Source organism: Pseudomonas sp. IPO3774 (genome assembly GCF_013386835.1).
Classification (GTDB): Bacteria; Pseudomonadota; Gammaproteobacteria; order Pseudomonadales; family Pseudomonadaceae; genus Aquipseudomonas.
The window spans coordinates 84,910-105,918 of the sequence record NZ_JACAQY010000067.1; the positions used below are offsets into that span (position 1 = coordinate 84,910).

Annotated in this window: 17 protein-coding genes; 14 read left to right on the top strand and 3 right to left on the bottom strand. The window is 61.0% G+C overall.

The features are described from left to right. Positions 1-43: 43 nt before the first annotated feature. Positions 44-2,140 (bottom strand): molybdopterin oxidoreductase family protein, encoded by a 2,097-nt coding sequence (locus HYE77_RS29945; RefSeq protein ID WP_087695279.1) that lies wholly within the window; start codon positions 2,138-2,140, stop codon positions 44-46. A 445-nt stretch (positions 2,141-2,585) separates the two neighbouring features. On the opposite strand from HYE77_RS29945, the gene argF reads away from it, so the two are divergent. Both argF and HYE77_RS29955 read left to right on the top strand, forming a co-directional pair. After that, positions 2,586-3,506, top strand: a complete 921-nt coding sequence (gene argF, locus HYE77_RS29950) for an ornithine carbamoyltransferase (protein WP_177070255.1) — start codon at positions 2,586-2,588, stop codon at positions 3,504-3,506. Then, positions 3,503-4,612 carry an ABC transporter ATP-binding protein gene (locus tag HYE77_RS29955; protein WP_177070256.1) on the top strand — a complete coding sequence of 370 codons (1,110 nt, stop codon included), beginning with the start codon at positions 3,503-3,505 and terminating at the stop codon, positions 4,610-4,612. Before argF ends, HYE77_RS29955 begins: the two co-directional genes overlap by 4 nt. 10 nt (positions 4,613-4,622) lie before the next feature. Here HYE77_RS29955 and ybaK read toward each other — a convergent pair whose 3' ends face one another. Beyond that, positions 4,623-5,093, bottom strand: a complete 471-nt coding sequence (gene ybaK / locus HYE77_RS29960) for a Cys-tRNA(Pro) deacylase (protein WP_003208718.1) — start codon at positions 5,091-5,093, stop codon at positions 4,623-4,625. A gap of 360 nt (positions 5,094-5,453) precedes the next feature. Here ybaK and HYE77_RS29965 point away from each other — a divergent pair, with 360 nt between their 5' ends. The 4 genes from HYE77_RS29965 to glpD all read left to right on the top strand — a co-directional run bounded on the left by HYE77_RS29965 (position 5,454) and on the right by glpD (position 10,456). Next, on the top strand, positions 5,454-6,308 hold the full coding sequence (locus HYE77_RS29965; RefSeq protein WP_008433490.1) for an MIP/aquaporin family protein: 855 nt from the start codon (positions 5,454-5,456) through the stop codon (positions 6,306-6,308). An 80-nt stretch (positions 6,309-6,388) separates the two neighbouring features. Further along, complete coding sequence (gene glpK, locus HYE77_RS29970; RefSeq protein ID WP_003208721.1) at positions 6,389-7,894, top strand: glycerol kinase GlpK; 1,506 nt, start codon at positions 6,389-6,391, stop codon at positions 7,892-7,894. A 94-nt stretch (positions 7,895-7,988) separates the two neighbouring features. Continuing rightward, positions 7,989-8,744 (top strand): DeoR/GlpR family transcriptional regulator, encoded by a 756-nt coding sequence (locus HYE77_RS29975; protein WP_003208723.1) that lies wholly within the window; start codon positions 7,989-7,991, stop codon positions 8,742-8,744. A 173-nt stretch (positions 8,745-8,917) separates the two neighbouring features. Beyond that, positions 8,918-10,456 carry a glycerol-3-phosphate dehydrogenase gene (gene glpD, locus HYE77_RS29980; protein WP_008433488.1) on the top strand — a complete coding sequence of 513 codons (1,539 nt, stop codon included), beginning with the start codon at positions 8,918-8,920 and terminating at the stop codon, positions 10,454-10,456. Between the two features lie 48 nt (positions 10,457-10,504). On the opposite strand, the gene HYE77_RS29985 is transcribed toward glpD, so the two are convergent. Beyond that, positions 10,505-11,227, bottom strand: a complete 723-nt coding sequence (locus HYE77_RS29985) for a tetratricopeptide repeat protein (protein ID WP_003208726.1) — start codon at positions 11,225-11,227, stop codon at positions 10,505-10,507. Between the two features lie 125 nt (positions 11,228-11,352). On the opposite strand from HYE77_RS29985, the gene HYE77_RS29990 reads away from it, so the two are divergent. From HYE77_RS29990 to HYE77_RS30025, 8 genes are all read left to right on the top strand, one after another. Continuing rightward, positions 11,353-13,677 (top strand): TonB-dependent siderophore receptor, encoded by a 2,325-nt coding sequence (locus HYE77_RS29990; RefSeq protein WP_177028932.1) that lies wholly within the window; start codon positions 11,353-11,355, stop codon positions 13,675-13,677. 336 nt (positions 13,678-14,013) lie between these two features. Next, positions 14,014-14,940: a glutamate/aspartate ABC transporter substrate-binding protein gene (locus HYE77_RS29995; RefSeq protein WP_008433481.1), complete on the top strand. Its 927-nt coding sequence runs from the start codon at positions 14,014-14,016 to the stop codon at positions 14,938-14,940. 195 nt (positions 14,941-15,135) lie between these two features. Continuing rightward, positions 15,136-15,882: an amino acid ABC transporter permease gene (locus tag HYE77_RS30000; protein WP_003208731.1), complete on the top strand. Its 747-nt coding sequence runs from the start codon at positions 15,136-15,138 to the stop codon at positions 15,880-15,882. Continuing rightward, positions 15,882-16,553: an amino acid ABC transporter permease gene (locus HYE77_RS30005; RefSeq protein ID WP_003208733.1), complete on the top strand. Its 672-nt coding sequence runs from the start codon at positions 15,882-15,884 to the stop codon at positions 16,551-16,553. Before HYE77_RS30000 ends, HYE77_RS30005 begins: the two co-directional genes overlap by 1 nt. Further along, positions 16,550-17,284, top strand: a complete 735-nt coding sequence (locus tag HYE77_RS30010; protein ID WP_003208734.1) for an amino acid ABC transporter ATP-binding protein — start codon at positions 16,550-16,552, stop codon at positions 17,282-17,284. The genes HYE77_RS30005 and HYE77_RS30010 overlap by 4 nt, the downstream gene beginning before the upstream one ends. Before the next feature lie 67 nt (positions 17,285-17,351). After that, on the top strand, positions 17,352-19,253 hold the full coding sequence (locus HYE77_RS30015) for a sensor histidine kinase (RefSeq protein ID WP_003208735.1): 1,902 nt from the start codon (positions 17,352-17,354) through the stop codon (positions 19,251-19,253). Continuing rightward, positions 19,250-20,590, top strand: coding sequence for a sigma-54 dependent transcriptional regulator (locus tag HYE77_RS30020; protein ID WP_003208736.1), 1,341 nt, complete (start codon positions 19,250-19,252; stop codon positions 20,588-20,590). Before HYE77_RS30015 ends, HYE77_RS30020 begins: the two co-directional genes overlap by 4 nt. A gap of 18 nt (positions 20,591-20,608) precedes the next feature. Further along, positions 20,609-20,938 (top strand): GlpM family protein, encoded by a 330-nt coding sequence (locus tag HYE77_RS30025; RefSeq protein WP_172834602.1) that lies wholly within the window; start codon positions 20,609-20,611, stop codon positions 20,936-20,938. Positions 20,939-21,009: the final 71 nt, after the last annotated feature.

The following is a 21,009-nucleotide window of genomic DNA, read 5'->3' on the forward strand; positions in this document are numbered from 1 at the left end:
CGCAAACCCCAGCGTGACGCTCGGACTCCCCGACAGACAATGCTTACGCCGCCGCCACCTGCACCGGCACGCCGTTCAACGCTGCGTTGCCCGACAGCTCATCCAGTTGCCGCTCATCCGTCAGGTCATTCGCGCTCGCCCCCGGCTGCCCGCTGGCGATGGTCATCTGCACGCCAGGGCGGCCGTGGCCCCAACCGTGAGGCAGGCTGACCACGCCGGGCATCATGTCGAGACTGGCCAACACTTCCACCTCGATCATGCCGATCCGCGAGCTGACCCGTACCCGCTGCCCGTCAGTCAACTGGCGATGGGCAAGGTCATCCGGATGCATCAGCAGTTGATGGCGAGGCTTGCCCTTCACCAGCCGGTGGTAGTTATGCATCCAGGAGTTGTTGCTGCGCACATGCCGGCGGCCGATCAGCAGCAACTCATTCACCTCGGGCACCGGCTGCGCGGCAAAGCGCGCCAGGTCGGCAAGTATAACCGACGGTGCAGCCTGCAGATGGCCATTGGCGGTTTTCAGGCGGCCTGCGAGGTTGGGTTTCAGCGGCCCGAGGTCCAGGCCATGAGGGTGATCGGCCAGCGCGGCAATGGACAACCTGTCGCCATAAGGCCCGGCCCGCAGCCCGAAGTCGATCATCTGCGCAGGCGGCATCGTCGGTTTGAGTGTATTACCCGTCTTCTCGGCAAACGCCCGGGCCAGGCCGACGAAGATTTCCCAGTCATGCAACGCACCCTCGGGCTTCGGCAGGATGGCGCGATTGAAACGGGTGACGTTGCGCACCGCGAACATATTGAAGGTGGTGTCGTAGTGATCGTTTTCCAGGGCCGAGGTGGACGGCAGGATCAGGTCGGCGTAACGCGTGGTCTCGTTGATATACAGGTCGATGCTGACCATGAACTCCAGGCCATCCAGCGCCTGTTCCAACTGCCGGCCGTTAGGCGTGGAGAGCACCGGATTGCCCGCCACCGTCACCAGCGCACGGATTTGCCCTTCACCCTCGGTGAGCATTTCTTCGGCCAGTGCCGACACCGGCAGTTCGCCCCCGTACTCCGGTCGCCCGGAAACCCGGCTTTGCCAGCGATTGAAATGCCCACCGGAGGTGGAAGCTACCAGGTCGACTGCCGGCGTGGTGCACAAGGCCCCGCCGACTCGATCCAGATTACCGGTCACCAGGTTGATCAACTGCACCAGCCAATGGCACAGCGTGCCAAACGCCTGGGTCGATACGCCCATGCGGCCATAGCACACCGCCGCATCGGCCGCGGCGAAGTCCCGGGCCAACTGGCGGATCTGCTCGGCGGGTACCGCGCATTGACGGCTCATGGCCTCGGCGGTGAATCCGGCCACGGCGTGGCGCACGTCATCCAGGCCGTCCACCGGCAGGTGACTGTCACGGGTCAGGTTCTCGGCAAACAGTGTATTGAGCAATCCGAACAACAACGCCGCATCACCGCCCGGGCGCACGAACAGATGCTGGTCGGCCATCGCCGCCGTCTCGCTGCGGCGCGGATCAACCACCACGACTTTGCCGCCGCGAGCCTGGATGGCCTTCAGGCGTTTCTCCACATCAGGCACGGTCATGATGCTGCCGTTGGACGCCAACGGGTTGCCGCCGAGGATCAGCATGAAATCGGTATGGTCGATGTCCGGGATCGGCAGCAACAGGCCGTGGCCGTACATCAGGTGGCTGGTGAGGTGGTGGGGTAACTGGTCCACCGAGGTGGCGGAAAAACGATTGCGGGTCTTCAGCTGGCCAAGGAAGTAGTTGCTGTGGGTCATCAGGCCATAGTTGTGCACGCTCGGATTGCCCTGGTACACCGCCACAGCATTCTGCCCGTGACGCGCTTGAATCGCGGCCAGGCGCTCGGCTACAAGTACAAAGGCGTCTTCCCACGGGATCGGCTGCCATTCGCTGCCCACCCGCAACATGGGCTGGTGCAGGCGGTCCGGGTCATTCTGGATGTCTTGCAGGGCCACGGCCTTGGGGCAGATATGGCCACGGCTGAACGTATCCAGGGGGTCGCCCTTGATCGAGGTGATCGCCAGGCTTGCGTCTTCGCCCTGGGTAGTTTCCAGTGTGAGGCCGCAGATGGCTTCGCACAGATGGCAGGCACGGTGGTGGAGAGTCTTGGTCATGGCCAGTCTCTTTTATTGTGGGCTAGACACTTCGGACGAAAACTATGGCCCGCCGGGGGCAGCAGCGCCAGCAACGTTCGTCGTGTGAATCCAGGGGCATCAGGCCAGGCCATGAGGAAACATCAGGAAATGTTTCAGAAGCTTCCGGCAGCCCGCTGAAACCGACGCAGCCCGGCCTCAGCCCGCCCTCACGCATTGCAATGTGGCGCAGCGCCAGTGTACAAATGACCCGCTGCTGTCAGGAAACAGGCTTCAAAAGCGCCCTCCCCGCGTCCTTGAACTCCCCTAAAAACTGTAGCCCTATTGGTAAGACGCGACATTTAATTATAAGATCGCGCCTTCCCCTATTTCGTCGCCCCGTGCGGCTTTCGCCGCAGGTCTCGCCCGTTTTCAAAATAAACCAGGCTTTGAGTATCTGCGGTCTGTTGCAAAAAGGTAGTTAATGATGAGCGCAAGGCACTTTCTCTCCCTGATGGATTGCACGCCCGAAGAGCTGGTCAGCGTGCTCCGTCGAGGCATTGAGCTTAAAGACCTGCGTAACCGCGGCGTACTGTTCGAGCCTTTGAAAAACCGCGTGCTCGGGATGATTTTCGAGAAGTCGTCCACCCGCACCCGCGTGTCTTTCGAAGCCGGCATGATTCAGCTCGGCGGCCAGGCTATCTTCCTGTCACCTCGCGATACCCAACTGGGCCGTGGCGAGCCGATCAGCGATTGCGCGATCGTGATGTCGAGCATGCTGGATGCGGTGATGATCCGTACCTTCGCCCACAGCACCCTGACCGAATTTGCCGCCAACTCCCGAGTGCCCGTGATCAACGGCCTGTCCGATGACCTGCACCCCTGCCAGTTGCTGGCCGACATGCAAACCTTCCTCGAACAGCGCGGCTCGATCCAGGGCAAGACCGTGGCCTGGATCGGCGACGGCAACAACATGTGCAACAGCTATATAGAAGCGGCGATTCAGTTCGACTTCAAATTGCGCGTTGCCTGCCCTGAAGGCTACGAGCCGGATGCACGTTTCCTGGCCCAGGCCGGCGCCCGCGTGACCATCGTCCGCGACCCGCGTGAGGCGGTCATCGGCGCACACCTGGTGAGCACCGACGTGTGGACCTCCATGGGCCAGGAAGAGGAAACCGCCAAGCGCCTCAAGCTCTTCGCCCCGTTCCAGGTCACCCGCGCCCTGCTCGACCTGGCCGCGCCGGACGTGCTGTTCATGCACTGCCTGCCCGCCCACCGTGGCGAAGAAATCAGTCTCGACCTGCTGGACGATCAACGTTCAGTAGCCTGGGCCCAGGCGGAAAACCGCCTGCACGCACAAAAAGCCCTGCTCGAGTTTCTGGTTGCGCCGGCGTACCGTCCTGCATGAGCCAGCCACTACTGCTGAACCTGCGCAATCTGGCATGCGGCTATCAAGACCAACGGGTGGTGCAGAACCTCAATCTGCACCTCAACGCCGGCGACATCGGTTGCCTGCTGGGCTCCTCGGGCTGCGGCAAGACCACCACCCTGCGAGCGATTGCCGGGTTTGAGCCGGTGCATGAAGGCGAGATCAGCCTGGCAGGCGAAGTCATTTCCAGCGCCGGTTTCACACTGGCCCCGGAGAAACGTCGGATCGGCATGGTGTTCCAGGACTACGCGCTGTTTCCACACCTCAGCGTGGCCGACAACATCGCCTTCGGCATTCGCAAGCACCCGCAAAAAGAGCGTGTGGTCGCTGAATTGCTGGAACTGGTGAACCTGAAGAACCTCGGCAAGCGCTTCCCCCACGAACTCTCGGGCGGCCAGCAGCAACGCGTCGCCCTGGCTCGCGCCCTGGCGCCGGAACCGCAATTGTTGCTGCTGGACGAACCCTTCTCCAACCTCGACGGCGAACTGCGGCGCAAACTCAGCCACGAAGTACGCGATATCCTCAAGGCGCGGGGCACCAGTGCGATTCTGGTGACCCACGACCAGGAAGAAGCCTTCGCAGTGAGTGACCATGTCGGCGTGTTCAAGGAGGGTCGCCTGGAGCAGTGGGATACGCCCTACAACCTCTATCACGAACCGCTGACACCCTTTGTCGCCAGCTTCATTGGCCAGGGTTACTTCATTCGCGGGCAGTTGAACACGCCGGAATCGGTTACCACCGAACTGGGGGAGTTGCGCGGCAATCGTGCCTACACCTGGGCAACCGGCGGCGCGGTGGATGTGTTGCTGCGCCCGGACGACATCGTTTATGCACCGGACAGCGCCTTGAAGGCGCGGATTGTCGGCAAGACGTTCCTCGGCGCGTCGACCCTGTATCGCTTGCAGCTGCCGACAGGCGCTCAGCTGGAGTCGATCTTCCCCAGCCACGCCGATCACTTGGTCGGTGCCGACGTGGGCATTCGCGTGGCAGCCGAGCACCTGGTGTTGTTCCAGGCCCCAGGCAGCACCGCAGCACAAATCCCTCAGGCTGAGTCAGGCGTTCGCCGCTACAGCACCGCCTCCTGACGTCAACGCATCACGCCCGGCCAATTTCCGCGAACTTGGCCTGGGTGTGTTCGGCCAGCACTGTCGCTGCCAACTCCACCTCAAGCCCCCTTCTCCCCGCACTGATAAAAATTGTCGGAAACGACTGCGCCGTCACATCGATGAAGGTGCGCAGGCGTTTCTTCTGCCCCAGCGGGCTGATGCCGCCTAGCAAGTAACCGGTGGCCCGTTGCGCCGCTGCCGGGTCTGCCATCTCGACCTTTTTTACCCCCGCCGCCTGCGCCAACGCCTTTAAATCCAAACTTCCGACGACCGGCACAACCGCCACCAGCAGCTCGGCTTTTTCACTGCTGGCCAGCAGGGTCTTGAACACCTGCGCCGGGTCCAGGCCCAATTTTTCCGCGGCCTCCAGACCATAGGACGCTGCCTTGGGGTCATGTTCGTAACTGTGAATTCGATGTTCGGCGCGAACTTTTTTCAACAGGTCCAATGCGGGCGTCATGTGGGCTCCAGGCTTGGCAAAAAGGTGAAAAAACAGATGGCCAATTCTAGGCCAACAACAAGCAAAAGGCTCTAGTCCGAAGCCCTCTGCCACGCGCTCACGCGCACCTTCCCTGCCGCTTCCCGCGCCCACGGCACGATCATTCACCACACCAATAATTACAAAATGACCGATCGTTCACTTTCGACCTTTGACAGCCGTCATTCTTGTCTATATTTTTTCGTTTACGAATACTGTAGGAATGCACCTACGGATTCACAGCAGTAAGCCGCGAACAGGATGGGGATCCTCGCCACGGTGAAAATCGCAGCTTGCCCGTTGCGGCAAAACGCCAGACAACAACAAAAACAGAGGTTTTCCATGACAACTGCTCTTCAACAGCCTTCACTTTCAAGTCAATGCATGGCCGAATTCCTGGGCACTGCGTTGCTGATCTTCTTCGGTACCGGATGTGTTGCTGCGCTCAAGGTCGCGGGTGCCAGCTTTGGGTTGTGGGAAATCAGTATCATCTGGGGGATCGGCGTCAGCATGGCGATCTACCTGAGCGCCGGTATTTCCGGGGCTCACCTCAATCCGGCGGTCAGTATCGCGCTGTGCATCTTTGCCGATTTCGACAAGCGCAAACTGCCGTTCTACATCATCGCCCAGGTCGCCGGGGCCTTCTGTTCGGCCGCGTTGGTTTACACGCTCTACAGCAACCTGTTTTTCGATTACGAACAAACCCACCACATGATTCGCGGCACCCAGGCTAGCCTGGAATTGGCGTCGGTGTTCTCCACCTACCCGCATCCGCTGCTGGGCACGGCCCAGGCGTTCCTGGTGGAAATGGTCATCACCGCGATCCTGATGGGCGTGATCATGGCCCTGACCGATGACAACAACGGCCTGCCCCGCGGCCCGTTGGCGCCGCTGCTGATTGGTTTGCTGATTGCCGTGATCGGCAGTGCCATGGGCCCGCTGACCGGCTTTGCGATGAACCCGGCCCGTGACTTCGGCCCCAAGCTGATGACCTTTTTCGCCGGTTGGGGTGAAATGGCTTTCACTGGCGGGCGCGACATTCCTTACTTCCTGATTCCGATCTTTGCGCCGATTGTCGGCGCCTGCCTCGGTGCTGCCGCCTATCGCGGGCTGATTGCCCGTCACCTGCCCAGCGCCGCACCTGCTACAACTGATGCAACCGAAGCGGCTGCCACCGCCAAAACCCGTACTTCCTGATGCGATAGCCTGGACCGTACTGCCCTTTTGCGGCCCAGGCTGTTTACTGACTTCCCTATTCTCCGTCCAAGGCAATCGACATGACCGACATTCAGAATAAGAACTACATCATTGCCCTCGATCAGGGCACCACCAGTTCCCGGGCGATCATCTTCGATCGTGACGCCAACGTGGTCTGCACCGCCCAGCGTGAATTCACCCAGCATTACCCGCAAGCCGGCTGGGTCGAACATGACCCGATGGAGATTTTCGCCACCCAGAGCGCGGTGATGGTCGAGGCCCTGGCACAAGCCGGCCTGCACCATGACCAGGTCGCGGCCATCGGTATCACCAACCAGCGTGAAACCACCGTGGTATGGGACAAAATCACCGGCCGCCCGATCTACAACGCGATCGTCTGGCAATGCCGCCGCAGCACCGAGATCTGCCAGCAGCTCAAGCGCGACGGTCACGAGCAATACATCAACGACACCACCGGCCTGGTCACCGACCCGTACTTCTCCGGCACCAAGCTCAAGTGGATCCTCGACAACGTCGAAGGCAGTCGCGAACGTGCGCGTAACGGCGAGCTGCTGTTCGGCACCATCGACAGCTGGCTGATCTGGAAATTTACCGGCGGCAAGACCCACGTCACCGACTACACCAACGCCTCGCGCACCATGCTCTTCAACATCCACACGCTGGAGTGGGATGCGAAGATGCTGGAGATTCTCGACGTGCCGCGCGAAATGCTGCCGGAAGTGAAGTCTTCCTCGGAAATCTACGGTCGCACCAAAAGCGGTATCGCCATCGGCGGTATCGCCGGTGACCAGCAGGCGGCGCTGTTTGGCCAAATGTGCGTAGAACCGGGCCAGGCGAAAAACACCTACGGCACCGGCTGCTTCCTGCTGATGAACACCGGCGACAAGGCGGTGAAATCCAAGCACGGCATGCTCACCACCATCGCCTGCGGCCCGCGTGGCGAAGTGGCCTACGCCCTGGAAGGCGCCGTGTTCAACGGCGGTTCCACCGTGCAATGGCTGCGTGATGAGTTGAAGATCATCGCCGATGCCACCGACACCGAATACTTCGCCGGCAAGGTCAAGGACAGCAACGGCGTGTACCTGGTGCCAGCCTTCACCGGCCTGGGCGCTCCGTACTGGGACCCGTATGCCCGTGGTGCGCTGTTCGGCCTGACCCGTGGTGTACGCGTGGATCACATCATTCGTGCAGCCCTGGAGTCGATTGCCTACCAGACCCGCGACGTACTCGATGCCATGCAGCAGGATTCCGGCGAACGCCTCAAATCCCTGCGGGTAGACGGTGGCGCGGTCGCCAACAACTTCCTGATGCAGTTCCAGGCCGACATCCTCGGTACCCAGGTTGAACGCCCACAAATGCGCGAAACCACCGCGTTGGGCGCCGCCTACCTGGCCGGCCTGGCGTGCGGTTTCTGGGGCAGCCTGGACGAACTGCGTGGCAAGGCGGTAATCGAGCGTCAATTCGAACCGCAGCTGGAAGAAGCAGCGAAGGAAAAACTCTACGCCGGCTGGCAGAAAGCAGTCAGCCGCACCCGCGACTGGGAACCCCACGAAGGCGCTGAATAAGCCAAGCGCCGGACGCGCATAGGGTTGTAACTGGCAGGGAGCAGATTCCTGCGTCATCATGGGCCACTTTTTACGGCAGCCCAAAGGACGCACCATGAATCTGCCTCCCCGCCAGCAACAAATCCTCGAACTGGTTCGCGAACGCGGCTATGTGAGTATCGAGGAAATGGCGCAGCTCTTCGTTGTCACCCCGCAAACCATCCGCCGCGATATCAATCAACTGGCGGAAGCCAATCTGTTGCGCCGCTACCATGGCGGCGCAGCCTATGATTCCAGCGTTGAAAACACCGCGTACGCCATGCGTGCCGACCAGATGCGCGACGAAAAACAGCGCATCGGCGAAGCCATCGCCGCGCAAATCCCCGATCACGCCTCGCTGTTTATCAACATCGGTACCACCACCGAATCGATCGCGCGTGCGCTGCTTAACCACAGCCACCTGAAAATCATTACCAATAACCTCAACGTCGCCATGATGCTGAGTGCCAAAGACGACTTCGACGTACTCCTGACCGGCGGCAACGTGCGCCGGGATGGCGGTGTGGTAGGCCAGGCCAGCGTTGATTTCATCAACCAGTTCAAGGTCGATTTCGCCTTGGTGGGCATCAGCGGTATCGATGAAGACGGCAGCCTTCTGGACTTCGATTATCAGGAAGTACGGGTTTCCCAGGCGATCATTGCCAATGCGCGCAAGGTGATCCTGGCGGCGGACTCCAGCAAATTCGGGCGCAACGCCATGATTCGCCTGGGACCGATCAGTTTGATTGATTGCTTGGTTACCGATCAGCAGCCGGTCCCGGCACTGGTGCAGTTGCTGAATCAGCACAAGATTCGGCTGGAAGTGGTGTAAGCCTATACAGGGGGTGTCCTGCCCCCTGATGTTCACAAATTTTCCTTTCTTCGCCCTTCGATCAGTATTTTCAATCGAAGCGGGCTGGCTGTACCTGCGTTTATAAGCTACCATTTTCGCAAATGAACATTTATGTTCGAATTCCAATACGAAAAAGATTGCGAGGCCAGCCGATGAACCCTTCTACCTTGCCTGCCCCACCGCTTGCCGAAGTCTATGACGTCGCCGTTATCGGTGGCGGGATCAATGGCGTCGGGATTGCAGCAGACGCAGCCGGTCGCGGTTTGTCGGTATTCCTTTGCGAAAAGGACGACCTGGCCAGCCACACTTCCTCCGCGAGCAGCAAGCTGATCCACGGTGGCCTGCGCTACCTGGAGCATTACGAATTCCGCCTGGTGCGCGAAGCCCTGGCTGAACGTGAGGTGCTGTTGGCCAAGGCCCCGCACATCGTCAAGCAGATGCGCTTTGTATTGCCTCACCGCCCGCACCTGCGTCCGGCATGGATGATTCGCGCCGGCCTGTTCCTGTATGACCATCTGGGCAAGCGGGAAAAACTCGAAGGCTCCAAGAGCCTCAAGTTCGGCCCCGACAGTCCGCTGAAAAGCGAAATCACCAAAGGCTTCGAATACTCCGATTGCTGGGTCGACGACGCCCGCCTTGTAGTACTCAACGCCATGGCTGCGCGGGAAAAGGGTGCGCACATCCACACCCAGACCCGTTGCGTCAGCGCACACCGCAGCAAGGGCCTGTGGGAAATGAACATGGAACGTGCCGACGGCAGCCTGTTCTCGATCCGCGCCCGAGCGCTGGTGAACGCCGCCGGCCCGTGGGTGGCCAAGTTCATCAAGGATGACTTGAAGCTGGATTCGCCCTACGGCATCCGTCTGATCCAGGGCAGCCACCTGATCGTACCGAAGCTGTATGAAGGCGCCCACGCGCACATCCTGCAGAACGAAGACCAGCGTATCGTCTTCACCATTCCGTACCTGAATCACCTGACCATCATCGGCACCACCGACCGCGAATACACCGGCGACCCGGCGAAAGTGGCGATTACCGAAGGTGAAACCGACTACATGCTCAACGTGGTCAACGCGCACTTCAAGAAACAACTGAGCCGCGATGACATCGTGCACACCTATTCCGGCGTGCGCCCGCTGTGCAACGACGAGTCCGACAACCCGTCGGCCGTGACCCGCGACTACACCCTGGCGCTGTCCGGCACCTCGGGCGAGGCGCCGTTGCTGTCGGTGTTCGGCGGCAAGCTGACCACCTACCGCAAGCTGGCCGAATCGGCGATGGCACAACTGGCGCCTTACTTCACGCAGATGCGCCCAAGCTGGACGGCTACAGCCACCCTGCCCGGCGGCGAAAACATGAGCACGCCAGAAGCCCTGGCCGATGCAATCCGTAGCAAATACGACTGGGTGCCGAGCGAGATTGCCCGTCGCTGGTCCACCACTTACGGCAGCCGCACCTGGCGCCTGCTGGAAGGCGTGCAATCGCTGGCGGACATGGGTGACCACCTCGGTGGCGGCCTGTACACCCGCGAAGTCGATTACCTGTGCGCTGAAGAATGGGCCACTCAGCCCCAGGACATCCTGTGGCGCCGCAGCAAGCTAGGCCTGTTCACCACGCCGCAGGAGCAGGAGAACGTGCAGCGTTACCTGTCCAAGGTTGAGCACAACCGCGGCAAGATCGAAGCGGCCTGATCAGCCCGACGTAAAAAAGCCCCTGCACCGAAAGGTCCAGGGGCTTTTTCATGCCTGCAGATGACGCTGATAGCGCAGGCCCATTTCACGAATCCCGCTGAAGGCTGAGCCCAGCAACACGGGATAAGCCGCCTGCAAAAAGCCTGGCGTGGCCGTCGCGAGGGCCCGCTCCAACCATAGGCAGGCCTGCACTTCGTCGCCGTCGTGAGCCAGCTCCGCAGCATGGTTGTATTGCCCGCGGAAATCCCCGGCCTCGGCTGAGCGCTGATACCACTGGCGCGCCAGTTGAACATCCTTGGGCACCACCACGCCTTCATGGTGGAACCGACCCAACAGGTTCATCGACTTGGCGTGCCCCTTGGCCGCAGCCTGGCGGAACAGTTCATATGCCGCGACAAGGTCACGCTCCACACCACGGCCACGCGTCAGCAACTGGCCGTAGTTATACAAACCCCAATCCAGCCCCAGATCGGCGGCCTTGCGGTAATGCCGCGCACTGTCTTCCAAGTCGACCTCGCAGCCCCAGCCATTCTCCAGGCAGCGCCCGATCATGTTGATTGCCATGGGGTGACGCTGCCGCGCAGCGATGCGAAACCAGCTCAACCCCAGCGCCTCATCCTTCTGCACGCCACGACCGTCGAGCAGCAGCTGGGCCAGGGTCGCCTGTGCGTCGGCATCTCCCAGCTGTGCCGCATGCATCACCCAGCGCACATAGGCACGCGGGTTATCACCGATATCCGAGGGCTCGCTGCCTGGCTGTGCGCTCTGCATTCCTGCCCCGAGTAGCGATCAAGGACCGCAAAAAGTTTCATGATTTATTTGGTTACAAAGTATTACATTTGAGATCGCTTATCAATTACGATCGCATCTCACTAACACTAACAAGAGATTACTCAATGGCTACCGGCATCAGTTCTGCCCCCCTCTCATCGCGGCATTTGCTCGCGTCGGCAGTGGGCCTGGCAGTGGCTGCGCAAGGAGGATTCAGTTACGCGGCGGAGCCCGCACCAGAAGACAACACAGGGGTCATCCAACTCGGCGCGACCAGCATCGAAGGCCAGGCCCCAAGCCAGAGCGTCTACAACCCTGTGGCTCCTTCTTCCCCCAAGTACACCGAGCCATTGCGCGACACGCCGCAGACCATCACGGTGGTGCCCAAGGAAGTCATTCATGACCAGAACCTGCTGACCCTGCGCGACGTGCTCAGCACCGTGCCGGGGATCACCTTCGGGGCCGGCGAAGGTGGCAGCGGGTATGGCGACAGCATCAACCTGCGCGGCTTCTCCGCCAGCGGCGACATCTACGTGGACGGCGTGCGCGACAGCGCGCAGTACAGCCGCACCGACCCGTTCAACCTGGAGCAGGTCGAAGTCGTCAGCGGCGCAAGTTCGGTGTATTCCGGCTCCGGCGCGGTCGGTGGCACCATCAACCTGGTGAGCAAACAGCCGGAATTACGCGACAAAACCACCATCAGTGCGGGCATCGGCACCGATAACTACAAGCGCACCACCCTGGACACCAACCAGACGCTCAACGACACCACCGCGTTCCGCCTGAACCTGATGGCCCATGGTAACGACGTGCCTGGCCGCGATTATGAAGATTACGAACGCTGGGGCATCGCGCCCTCCATCGCGTTTGGCCTGGGCACGCCGACACGCGTCACCGTCAGTTACGAGCACCAGAAAGACAACAACACGCCGCAGTACGGCATCCCGATCTACAACGGCAAGCCCATGCCGGGCGTGGGTTGGAGTGACTACTACGGCTACCACAACATCAATGACCAGCAAATCACATCGGACTCGTTCAGCCTGAAGCTCGAACACGACTTCAACGACGCCGTCTCGGTGCGCAACTTCACCCGCGTCGAGCGGGTGCGCCAGGACCTGCGCGCCTCAGGCCCCGAAGGTGCATTGACCGGCTGCCTGGCCAGCGGCACCCAGATCACCGGCGCCCCTTGCGCCGCAGGCCTGCAGCCGGGCTACTTCCAGCCAAGCGGCGGCTCACTGGGTAACGAGCGCAACACCCAGAACAAGATGTTCACCAACCAGACCGACGTCACCAGCCACTTCAGCACCGGGTTCATCGACCACACGCTGGTGACCGGCATCGCCATCAGCCGCGAGGAATACGAGGCGGATACCGGTAAATGGCTGACCAACGCCAACGGCAGCACCATCGTCCCACCACCGGTCAGCTACAGCGACCCGAACTCCGAATGGTCCGGCCCCGTCAACTTCACCCGGGCCGCCCACATTGACGGCGCGCTGAACAACCGCGCCGCCTATGCCTTCGACACGCTCAAGCTCAACCCACAGTGGGAAATCAACGGCGGCCTGCGTTACGAGCACAACGCCGGCAGCTCGGTGACCAATGCCTATTCCAGCACTGGCGTGGAAACGCCCGGCACTCGCTACGGCCAGGCGGATGACCTGACCTCCTACCGCCTGGCGCTGGTCTACAAACCGGTGGAAAACGGCAGCTTCTATATCGCCTACGGCAACAGCAAGACGCCGTCCCAGGCCAGCGTCAATGGGGGTTGCTACACCCCGGCCAAAAGCTCAAGCATCGCCACCAACAACTGCGATGTTTCCCCGGAAACCGCCGTCAGCTATGAGATCGGCACCAAATGGGACCTGCTCGACAATGCCCTGTCGCTGACGGGCGCGATCTTCCGCAATGACCGCACCAACTATAAAGTCGCCGACAATGACCCGAGCAACCTGAGCGGCACCCAGACCCTCGACGGCAAGGCACGTGCAGACGGTGTGGCGCTGGGCCTGAGCGGCCAACTTACTGACCACTGGAAAGTCTTCGCCAACTACACCTACCTGAACACTCGTGTGCTGCGCAGCGCCAGCGATTACACCCTGGCGACCACCGGCATCGACGTGCAGAAAGGCGAGCCGCTGACCTTCACCCCCAAACATGCAGCCAGCATCTGGACGGTGTACGACCTGCCCTACGACTTCCAGGTGGGCTACGGCATCACGGCGCAAACCAAGCAGTACCTGGTCAGCGCCGCCAACTCGCCGACTTCCCCCGGCTATGCGGTGCAGCGTGCGATGCTCGGTTACAAGGTCAACAAACAGTTGAACCTGCAGCTGAACATCAACAACCTGTTCGACAAGGAGTACCTCACCCGTATCCGCAACAACGGTTGGGCAGTGCCCGGCGATGGCCGCGCGGCAGTGGTGTCGGCCGACTATACGTTCTGACAGAGCCACACCCAAAAGCCCCGGGAGCCACACTCCCGGGGCTTTTTCATGGGCGATACAGGCCCACGCCGCCATTCGGTTTTCCGAACGCCATAGCTCAACCTATTCGGTTTGCCGGACCAAAACAGGAGAAAAAACCCGTAACACAAAGTTAATCTCTATATAAATCATATGGTTAACCTTTTATTTCTGGTCTGGCACGACTCATGCTCTACACTCGTAGGCGATTGCCTGAGGCGCCTCAGGAGCCGTCACAGGCTTTCGCAGTACTGTTTATATAAAAACGTGGCCGTCCCAACCGGTCTCATAAAAAAAACAAATGTCGAGGAAGTATTGATGCGCATCGTTCCCCATATCCTGGGCGCAGCTATCGCTGCTGCTCTGATCAGCACTCCAGTTTTCGCCGCCGAACTCACCGGCACACTGAAGAAAATCAACGACTCCGGCACGATCACTCTCGCTCACCGCGACAGCTCCATTCCGTTTTCCTATATCGCGGATGGTTCGGGCAAACCCGTGGGCTACTCCCACGACATTCAGCTGGCTATCGTTGAAGCCCTGAAAAAAGACCTGAACAAACCCGACCTGAAGACCAAGTACAACCTGGTCACCTCGCAAACCCGTATCCCGCTGATCCAGAACGGCACCGCGGATATCGAGTGCGGCTCCACCACCAACAACGCCGAACGCGCCCAGCAGGTTGACTTCACCGTCAATATCTTCGAAATCGGCACCCGCCTGCTGGTCAAGAAAGACAAGGAAGGCAAGCCGTCCTACAGCGATTTCGCCGACCTGAAAGGCAAGAACGTCGTGACCACCGCCGGCACCACGTCCGAGCGCATCATCAAGGCGATGAACGCCGACAAGCAGATGGGCATGAACGTCATCTCCGCCAAGGACCACGGCGAATCCTTCCAGATGCTGGAAAGCGGCCGCGCCGTTGCCTTCATGATGGACGACGCGCTGCTGGCCGGTGAAGAAGCCAAGGCCAAGAAGCCGGACGACTGGGTCATCACCGGTACTCCACAGTCCTTCGAAGCCTACGCCTGCATGGTTCGCAAAGACGACCCAGCCTTCAAGAAGGCCGTGGATGATGCGATCGTCGGCCTGTACAAGTCCGGCGAGATCAACAAGATCTACAGCAAGTGGTTCGAGAGCCCGATTCCACCAAAAGGCCTGAACCTCAACTTCCCGATGAGCGACAAGGTCAAGGATCTGATCGCCAACCCAAGCGACAAGCCAGCGCCTGACGTAAAAATCTGATACCTGACTAAGCTTATGTCCTGAGGGAGCCAACCCTCCCTCAGGCGTCTGTTGCTACCTGCTGGCTTTAATTTTGGAACACTCGACCTGGCGGTTTTCGAGCCGATCGCGTGTGCCTGGCGTTCACCGTCGGGCGGGAAAGGATCTTCCCCAAGCGGGTGCTTGTACATCGATCGATCTCGAGGGGAGACCCTAATGAATTACAACTGGGACTGGGGCGTGTTCTTCAAGTCCACCGGCGTGGGCAGCGAGACTTATCTCGACTGGTACATCGCCGGCTTGGGCTGGACCATTGCCATCGCCGTCGTGGCATGGATCATCGCCTTGCTGCTGGGGTCCATTCTGGGCGTCATGCGCACCGTGCCAAACCGCATCGTATCGGGCATCGCGACCTGCTACGTGGAACTGTTTCGCAACGTACCGCTACTGGTTCAGCTGTTCATCTGGTATTTCCTGATACCCGACCTGCTGCCGCAGAACCTGCAGGACTGGTACAAACAAGACCTCAACCCGACCACCTCGGCCTACCTGAGCGTTGTCGTGTGCCTGGGCCTGTTCACCGCTGCCCGGGTGTGCGAACAAGTGCGTACCGGCATCCAGGCGCTGCCACGGGGCCAGGAATCCGCCGCACGCGCCATGGGCTTCAAGCTGCCGCAGATCTACTGGAACGTGCTGCTGCCCCAGGCCTACCGGATCATCATTCCGCCGCTTACCTCGGAATTCCTCAACGTCTTCAAGAACTCCTCCGTGGCGTCCCTGATCGGCTTGATGGAACTGCTGGCGCAAACCAAACAGACCGCCGAGTTCTCGGCCAACCTGTTCGAGGCCTTCACCCTGGCCACGCTGATCTATTTCACCCTGAACATGAGCCTGATGCTGCTGATGCGCGTGGTCGAGAAGAAAGTCGCCGTGCCCGGCCTGATCTCCGTGGGGGGTAAATAATGGACTTCGATTTCAGCGGCATCATCCCCGCCATCCCGGGCCTGTGGAACGGCATGGTCATGACCTTGCAGTTGATGGTCATGGGCGTGGTCGGCGGCATCATCCTGGGTACGATCCTCGCGCTGATGCGCCTGTCGTCCAGCAAACTGCTGTCGCGCCTGGCCGGCGCCTACGTGAACTACTTCCGCTCGATCCCGCTGCTGCTGGTGATCACCTGGTTCTACCTGGCGGTGCCGTTCGTGCTGCGCTGGATCACCGGCGAAGACACCCCGATCGGTGCGTTCACCTCCTGCGTCGTGGCCTTCATGATGTTCGAGGCGGCGTACTTCTGCGAAATCGTGCGGGCCGGCGTGCAGTCGATCCCCAAGGGCCAGATGGCCGCGGCGCAAGCGATGGGCATGACCTACGGCCAGACCATGCGCCTGATCATCCTGCCCCAGGCGTTCCGAAAGATGACCCCGTTGCTGCTGCAACAGTCGATCATCCTGTTCCAGGACACCTCGCTGGTCTACACCGTGGGCCTGGTGGACTTCCTCAACTCCGCCCGTTCCAACGGCGACATCATCGGCCGCTCCAATGAGTTCCTGATCTTCGCCGGTGTCGTCTACTTCATCATCAGCTTTTCCGCCTCGCTGCTGGTCAAGCGTCTGCAAAAAAGGTTTGCCGTATGATCTCTATCAAGAATATCAACAAGTGGTATGGCGACTTCCAGGTGCTGACCGATTGCAGCACCGAGGTTAAAAAAGGCGAAGTGATCGTGGTGTGCGGGCCGTCCGGCTCGGGCAAATCGACCCTGATCAAGTGCGTCAACGCCCTGGAACCGTTCCAGAAAGGCGACGTGGTGGTCGATGGCACCTCCATTGCCGACCCGAAGACCAACCTGCCGAAACTGCGCTCGCGCGTCGGCATGGTGTTCCAGCACTTCGAGCTGTTTCCGCACCTGACCATCACCGAAAACCTGACCATCGCGCAGATCAAGGTATTGGGCCGCAGCAAGGAAGAAGCCACCAAGAAGGGCCTGCAACTGCTGGAGCGCGTCGGTCTGTCGGCTCACGCCCACAAGCACCCGGGCCAGCTTTCCGGCGGCCAGCAACAGCGTGTGGCGATTGCCCGTGCGCTGGCGATGGACCCGATCGTCATGCTGTTCGACGAACCGACCTCGGCCCTCGACCCGGAAATGGTCAACGAAGTGCTCGACGTGATGGTGCAGTTGGCCCAGGAAGGCATGACCATGATGTGCGTGACCCACGAAATGGGTTTCGCCCGCAAGGTAGCCGACCGGGTGATCTTCATGGACGCCGGCAAGATCATCGAAGACTGCCCGAAAGAGGAATTCTTCGGCGACATCAGCGCCCGCTCCGAGCGTGCGCAGCACTTCCTCGAGAAAATCCTGCAGCACTAAGCACTGCCCTGTTGTGGTGGGTCGGGCAACCCCACTCACCACAACTGGTTGACCCAAGGCATCTGTGATGAAATGCGACCCCAACCTCTTTCGCGCCGCGCCGCCATCACTTGCCGTGAAGCCTCGTCTGATTCGCCAATTGTTCCTGCCGCCGCTGATCATCGCCCTGATGATCGGACTGGGTTACGTCGGCTTCTGGATCAGCGAGTTCTATGGGATCCGCACCCTCAGCGATACCGGCGAACGCCAACTGGAATTGCACGCCCGCACCGTCGAGAGCGAACTCAGCAAATACACCTACCTGCCCAGTCTCCTGGAGCTGGAATCCAGCGTCTCCAGGCTGTTGGCCGACCCGAATCAAGAAACCCGCAAAACCGTCAACGACTACCTCGAAGGCCTGAACCGGCGCAGTCGCAGCCGGGCGATCTACGTGATGGACACCACCGGCCGTGTGCTGGCGACCAGTAACTGGCGCGATGCCGACAGTTACCAGGGTGAAGACCTGTCCTTCCGTGCCTATTTCCAGAATGCCGTGCGCGGCCAGCCCGGCCGGTTCTACGGCATCGGCAGCACCAACGGCGAACCCGGCTATTACCTGGCCCATGGCCTGGAAGAACACGGCAAGATCATCGGCGTCGCCGTGGTCAAGGTACGCCTGGAAGCGCTGGAAGAGCGCTGGCAGCGGGCGCGCCTGGAGGCCTTCGTCAGTGACGAGAACGGCATCATCATTCTCTCCAGCGACCCGGCCCGTCGCCTCAAGTCCGTGCGGCCATTGAGCGATGACACCAAGGACCGCCTCGCCCACAGCCTGCAATACTACTGGGCGACGCTCAACGAGCTGGAACCACTGGCCCGCGAACGCCTCAACGAAGGCACCGAGAAATTGACCTTCCCGGCCAACAGCGAAGTGGTGGCCGACGAGCATGAGGTCAGCTACCTGGCCCAGACCCGCCCACTGAACGACACCCCCTGGAATTTCACCCTGCTCACCCCGCTGAACGACCTGCGCCGGGCCGCCATCAACCAGGGCATCCTGGTGGCCGTAGCCTTTGCGCTGGTGGCATTCCTGCTGATTGCCTGGAACGAGCGCCGCAAGGTGATTGCCACCCGCCTCGCCGCCCGGGAAGCCCTGCAGGAAGCCAATAACCAGCTGGAACGACGGATTGCCGAACGCACCACCGACCTGCGGGCCAGCAACGAGCGGCTCAAGAGCCAGATTCGCGAGCGGCGCCAGGCCGAGGAAACCTTGCGCCGGGCCCAGGACGAGCTGGTGCAGGCCGGCAAACTCGCGGCCATCGGCCAGATGTCCACCAGCATCGCCCATGAATTGAACCAGCCACTGGCCGCACTGCGTACCCTGTCGGGCAACACCGTGCGCTTCCTTGAGCGTGGGGCGCTGGACACCGCCAGTGCCAACCTCAAGACCATCAACGAACTGATCGACCGCATGGGTCGCATCACCGCCAGCCTGCGCTCCTTTGCCCGGCGTGGCGATGACCAGGGCGAAGCCAATCTGGGCAAGGCGGTGGACGCTACGTTCCAGATCCTCGGCAGTCGCCTGGAGACCCTGCCGCTGACGGTGCACCGCCACTTCAGCAGCGCGCAGTTGCAGATCGACCAGACACGCCTGGAGCAGATCCTGGTCAACCTGATGGGCAACGCCCTGGACGCGATGCAGGCGCAACCGGCCCCCGAACTGTGGCTGGAAGGCGACATCGCCGACGGCAAATATCGCCTGCGGGTACGCGATAACGGCCACGGGATTGATCCCGAGACCCGCAAGCATTTGTTCGAACCGTTCTTTACCACCAAACCCGGCGAACAAGGCCTGGGCCTCGGCCTGACGCTGTCGGCCAGCCTCGCGGCGGCGACCGGCGGCAACCTCGCCGTCGAGCATCCGGCCAGCGGTGGTACTGCCTTTGTCCTGAGTTTGCCGCTGGCGAGCCCTCAACAAGTCGAGTCGAAATGAACGCAGAAAAAACCACCGACCTGACCGTCCTGATCGTCGAAGACGACCCCCATGTATTGCTCGGCTGCCAACAGGCCCTGGCTCTGGAAGACATTCCCAGCGTGGGCGTGGGCAGTGCCGAAGAAGCCCTGACCCTCGTCGGTGAAAACTTCGCCGGCATCGTCATCAGCGATATTCGCCTGCCGGGCATCGACGGCCTGGAGTTGCTGACCCGGCTCAAGGCCCTGGATAAAAGCCTGCCGGTGGTGCTGATCACCGGCCACGGCGATATCTCCATGGCCGTGGGCGCGATGCGCAACGGCGCCTATGACTTCATGGAGAAACCCTTCTCTCCCGAGCGCCTGGTGGACGTAGCCCGCCGCGCCCTGGAACAACGCGGTTTGGCCCGGGAAGTCTGGTCGCTGCGCCGGCAACTGGCCGAGCGCGATTCGCTGGAAGGCCGGATCATCGGTCGCTCCCCGGCCATGCAGAACCTGCGGGAATTGATCGCCAACGTCGCCGACACCTCGGCCAACGTGTTGATCGAGGGCGAGACCGGCACCGGCAAGGAGCTGGTCGCGCGCTGCCTGCACGATTTCAGCCGGCGCCACTCCCACCAGTTCGTCGCCTTGAACTGCGGCGGCCTGCCGGAGAACCTGTTCGAAAGCGAAATCTTCGGCCACGAAGCCAACGCGTTCACCGGTGCCGGCAAGCGCCGCATCGGCAAGATCGAACACGCCCACGAAGGCACGCTGTTCCTCGACGAAGTGGAAAGCATGCCGATGAACCTGCAGATCAAGCTGCTGCGGGTGTTGCAGGAACGCACCCTGGAACGCCTGGGCTCGAACCAGAGCGTGGCGGTGGATTGCCGGGTGATCGCCGCGACCAAGTCCGACCTCGACGACCTGAGCCGCGCCAACCAGTTTCGCAGCGACCTGTACTACCGCCTCAACGTGGTGACCCTGGAACTGCCGCCGCTGCGTGAACGCCGCGAAGACATCCTGCAGTTGTTCGAACACTTCCTGCAGCAGTCGTCGCTGCGTTTCGACCGCACCGCGCCGGACCTCGACAACCAGACCCTGTCCAGCCTGATGAGCCATGACTGGCCGGGCAACGTGCGTGAACTGCGCAACGTGGCCGAGCGGTTTGCCCTCGGTTTGCCGGCGTTCAAGAAGAGCGGCGCCAGCAGCGGCAACCATGGGCTGGCCTTTACCGAAGCGGTGGAGGCGTTCGAGCGCAACCTGCTCAACGATGCCTTGCAACGCAGCGGCGGCAACCTGACCCAGGCCAGCCAGGAACTGGGGATGGCCAAGACCACGTTGTTCGATAAGGTCAAGAAGTACGGGCTGAGCCACTAGGAGCGCATTGTGGATTTATTGTTGAAGGCGGCATTGGGTGCGGGGGTGGTGTTGATTCTGGCGGCGCTGGCCAAGACCAAGAACTACTACATTGCAGGGTTGGTGCCGCTGTTTCCGACGTTCGCGTTGATTGCGCATTACATTGTCGGCAAGGGTCGGTCGGTGGAGGATTTGAAGACCACCATCGTGTTCGGGATGTGGTCGATCATTCCGTACTTTGTGTACCTGGCGACGTTGTATGTGATGGTTGACCGGATGCGCCTGGAGGCTTCGCTGGCGGTGGCGGCGGTGGCGTGGTTGATGGCAGCTACGATTTTGGTCAGCGTGTGGGTCCGGGTACACGCCTGACATACACCTATCAAAGATGCGGAGCCGGGTGGGTGTGTATATCCGTTATTTAGGTAACGGCCGCTATTGGT

Excerpts from the sequence above, each read along its gene's own strand:
- HYE77_RS29945 (WP_087695279.1), bottom strand. The coding sequence starts at position 2,140 with ATGACCAAGACTCTCCACCACCGTGCCTGCCATCTGTGCGAAGCCATC.
- argF (WP_177070255.1), top strand. The coding sequence starts at position 2,586 with ATGAGCGCAAGGCACTTTCTCTCCCTGATGGATTGCACGCCCGAAGAG.
- HYE77_RS29955 (WP_177070256.1), top strand. The coding sequence starts at position 3,503 with ATGAGCCAGCCACTACTGCTGAACCTGCGCAATCTGGCATGCGGCTAT.
- ybaK (WP_003208718.1), bottom strand. The coding sequence starts at position 5,093 with ATGACGCCCGCATTGGACCTGTTGAAAAAAGTTCGCGCCGAACATCGA.
- HYE77_RS29965 (WP_008433490.1), top strand. The coding sequence starts at position 5,454 with ATGACAACTGCTCTTCAACAGCCTTCACTTTCAAGTCAATGCATGGCC.
- glpK (WP_003208721.1), top strand. The coding sequence starts at position 6,389 with ATGACCGACATTCAGAATAAGAACTACATCATTGCCCTCGATCAGGGC.
- HYE77_RS29975 (WP_003208723.1), top strand. The coding sequence starts at position 7,989 with ATGAATCTGCCTCCCCGCCAGCAACAAATCCTCGAACTGGTTCGCGAA.
- glpD (WP_008433488.1), top strand. The coding sequence starts at position 8,918 with ATGAACCCTTCTACCTTGCCTGCCCCACCGCTTGCCGAAGTCTATGAC.
- HYE77_RS29985 (WP_003208726.1), bottom strand. The coding sequence starts at position 11,227 with ATGCAGAGCGCACAGCCAGGCAGCGAGCCCTCGGATATCGGTGATAAC.
- HYE77_RS29990 (WP_177028932.1), top strand. The coding sequence starts at position 11,353 with ATGGCTACCGGCATCAGTTCTGCCCCCCTCTCATCGCGGCATTTGCTC.
- HYE77_RS29995 (WP_008433481.1), top strand. The coding sequence starts at position 14,014 with ATGCGCATCGTTCCCCATATCCTGGGCGCAGCTATCGCTGCTGCTCTG.
- HYE77_RS30000 (WP_003208731.1), top strand. The coding sequence starts at position 15,136 with ATGAATTACAACTGGGACTGGGGCGTGTTCTTCAAGTCCACCGGCGTG.
- HYE77_RS30005 (WP_003208733.1), top strand. The coding sequence starts at position 15,882 with ATGGACTTCGATTTCAGCGGCATCATCCCCGCCATCCCGGGCCTGTGG.
- HYE77_RS30010 (WP_003208734.1), top strand. The coding sequence starts at position 16,550 with ATGATCTCTATCAAGAATATCAACAAGTGGTATGGCGACTTCCAGGTG.
- HYE77_RS30015 (WP_003208735.1), top strand. The coding sequence starts at position 17,352 with ATGAAATGCGACCCCAACCTCTTTCGCGCCGCGCCGCCATCACTTGCC.
- HYE77_RS30020 (WP_003208736.1), top strand. The coding sequence starts at position 19,250 with ATGAACGCAGAAAAAACCACCGACCTGACCGTCCTGATCGTCGAAGAC.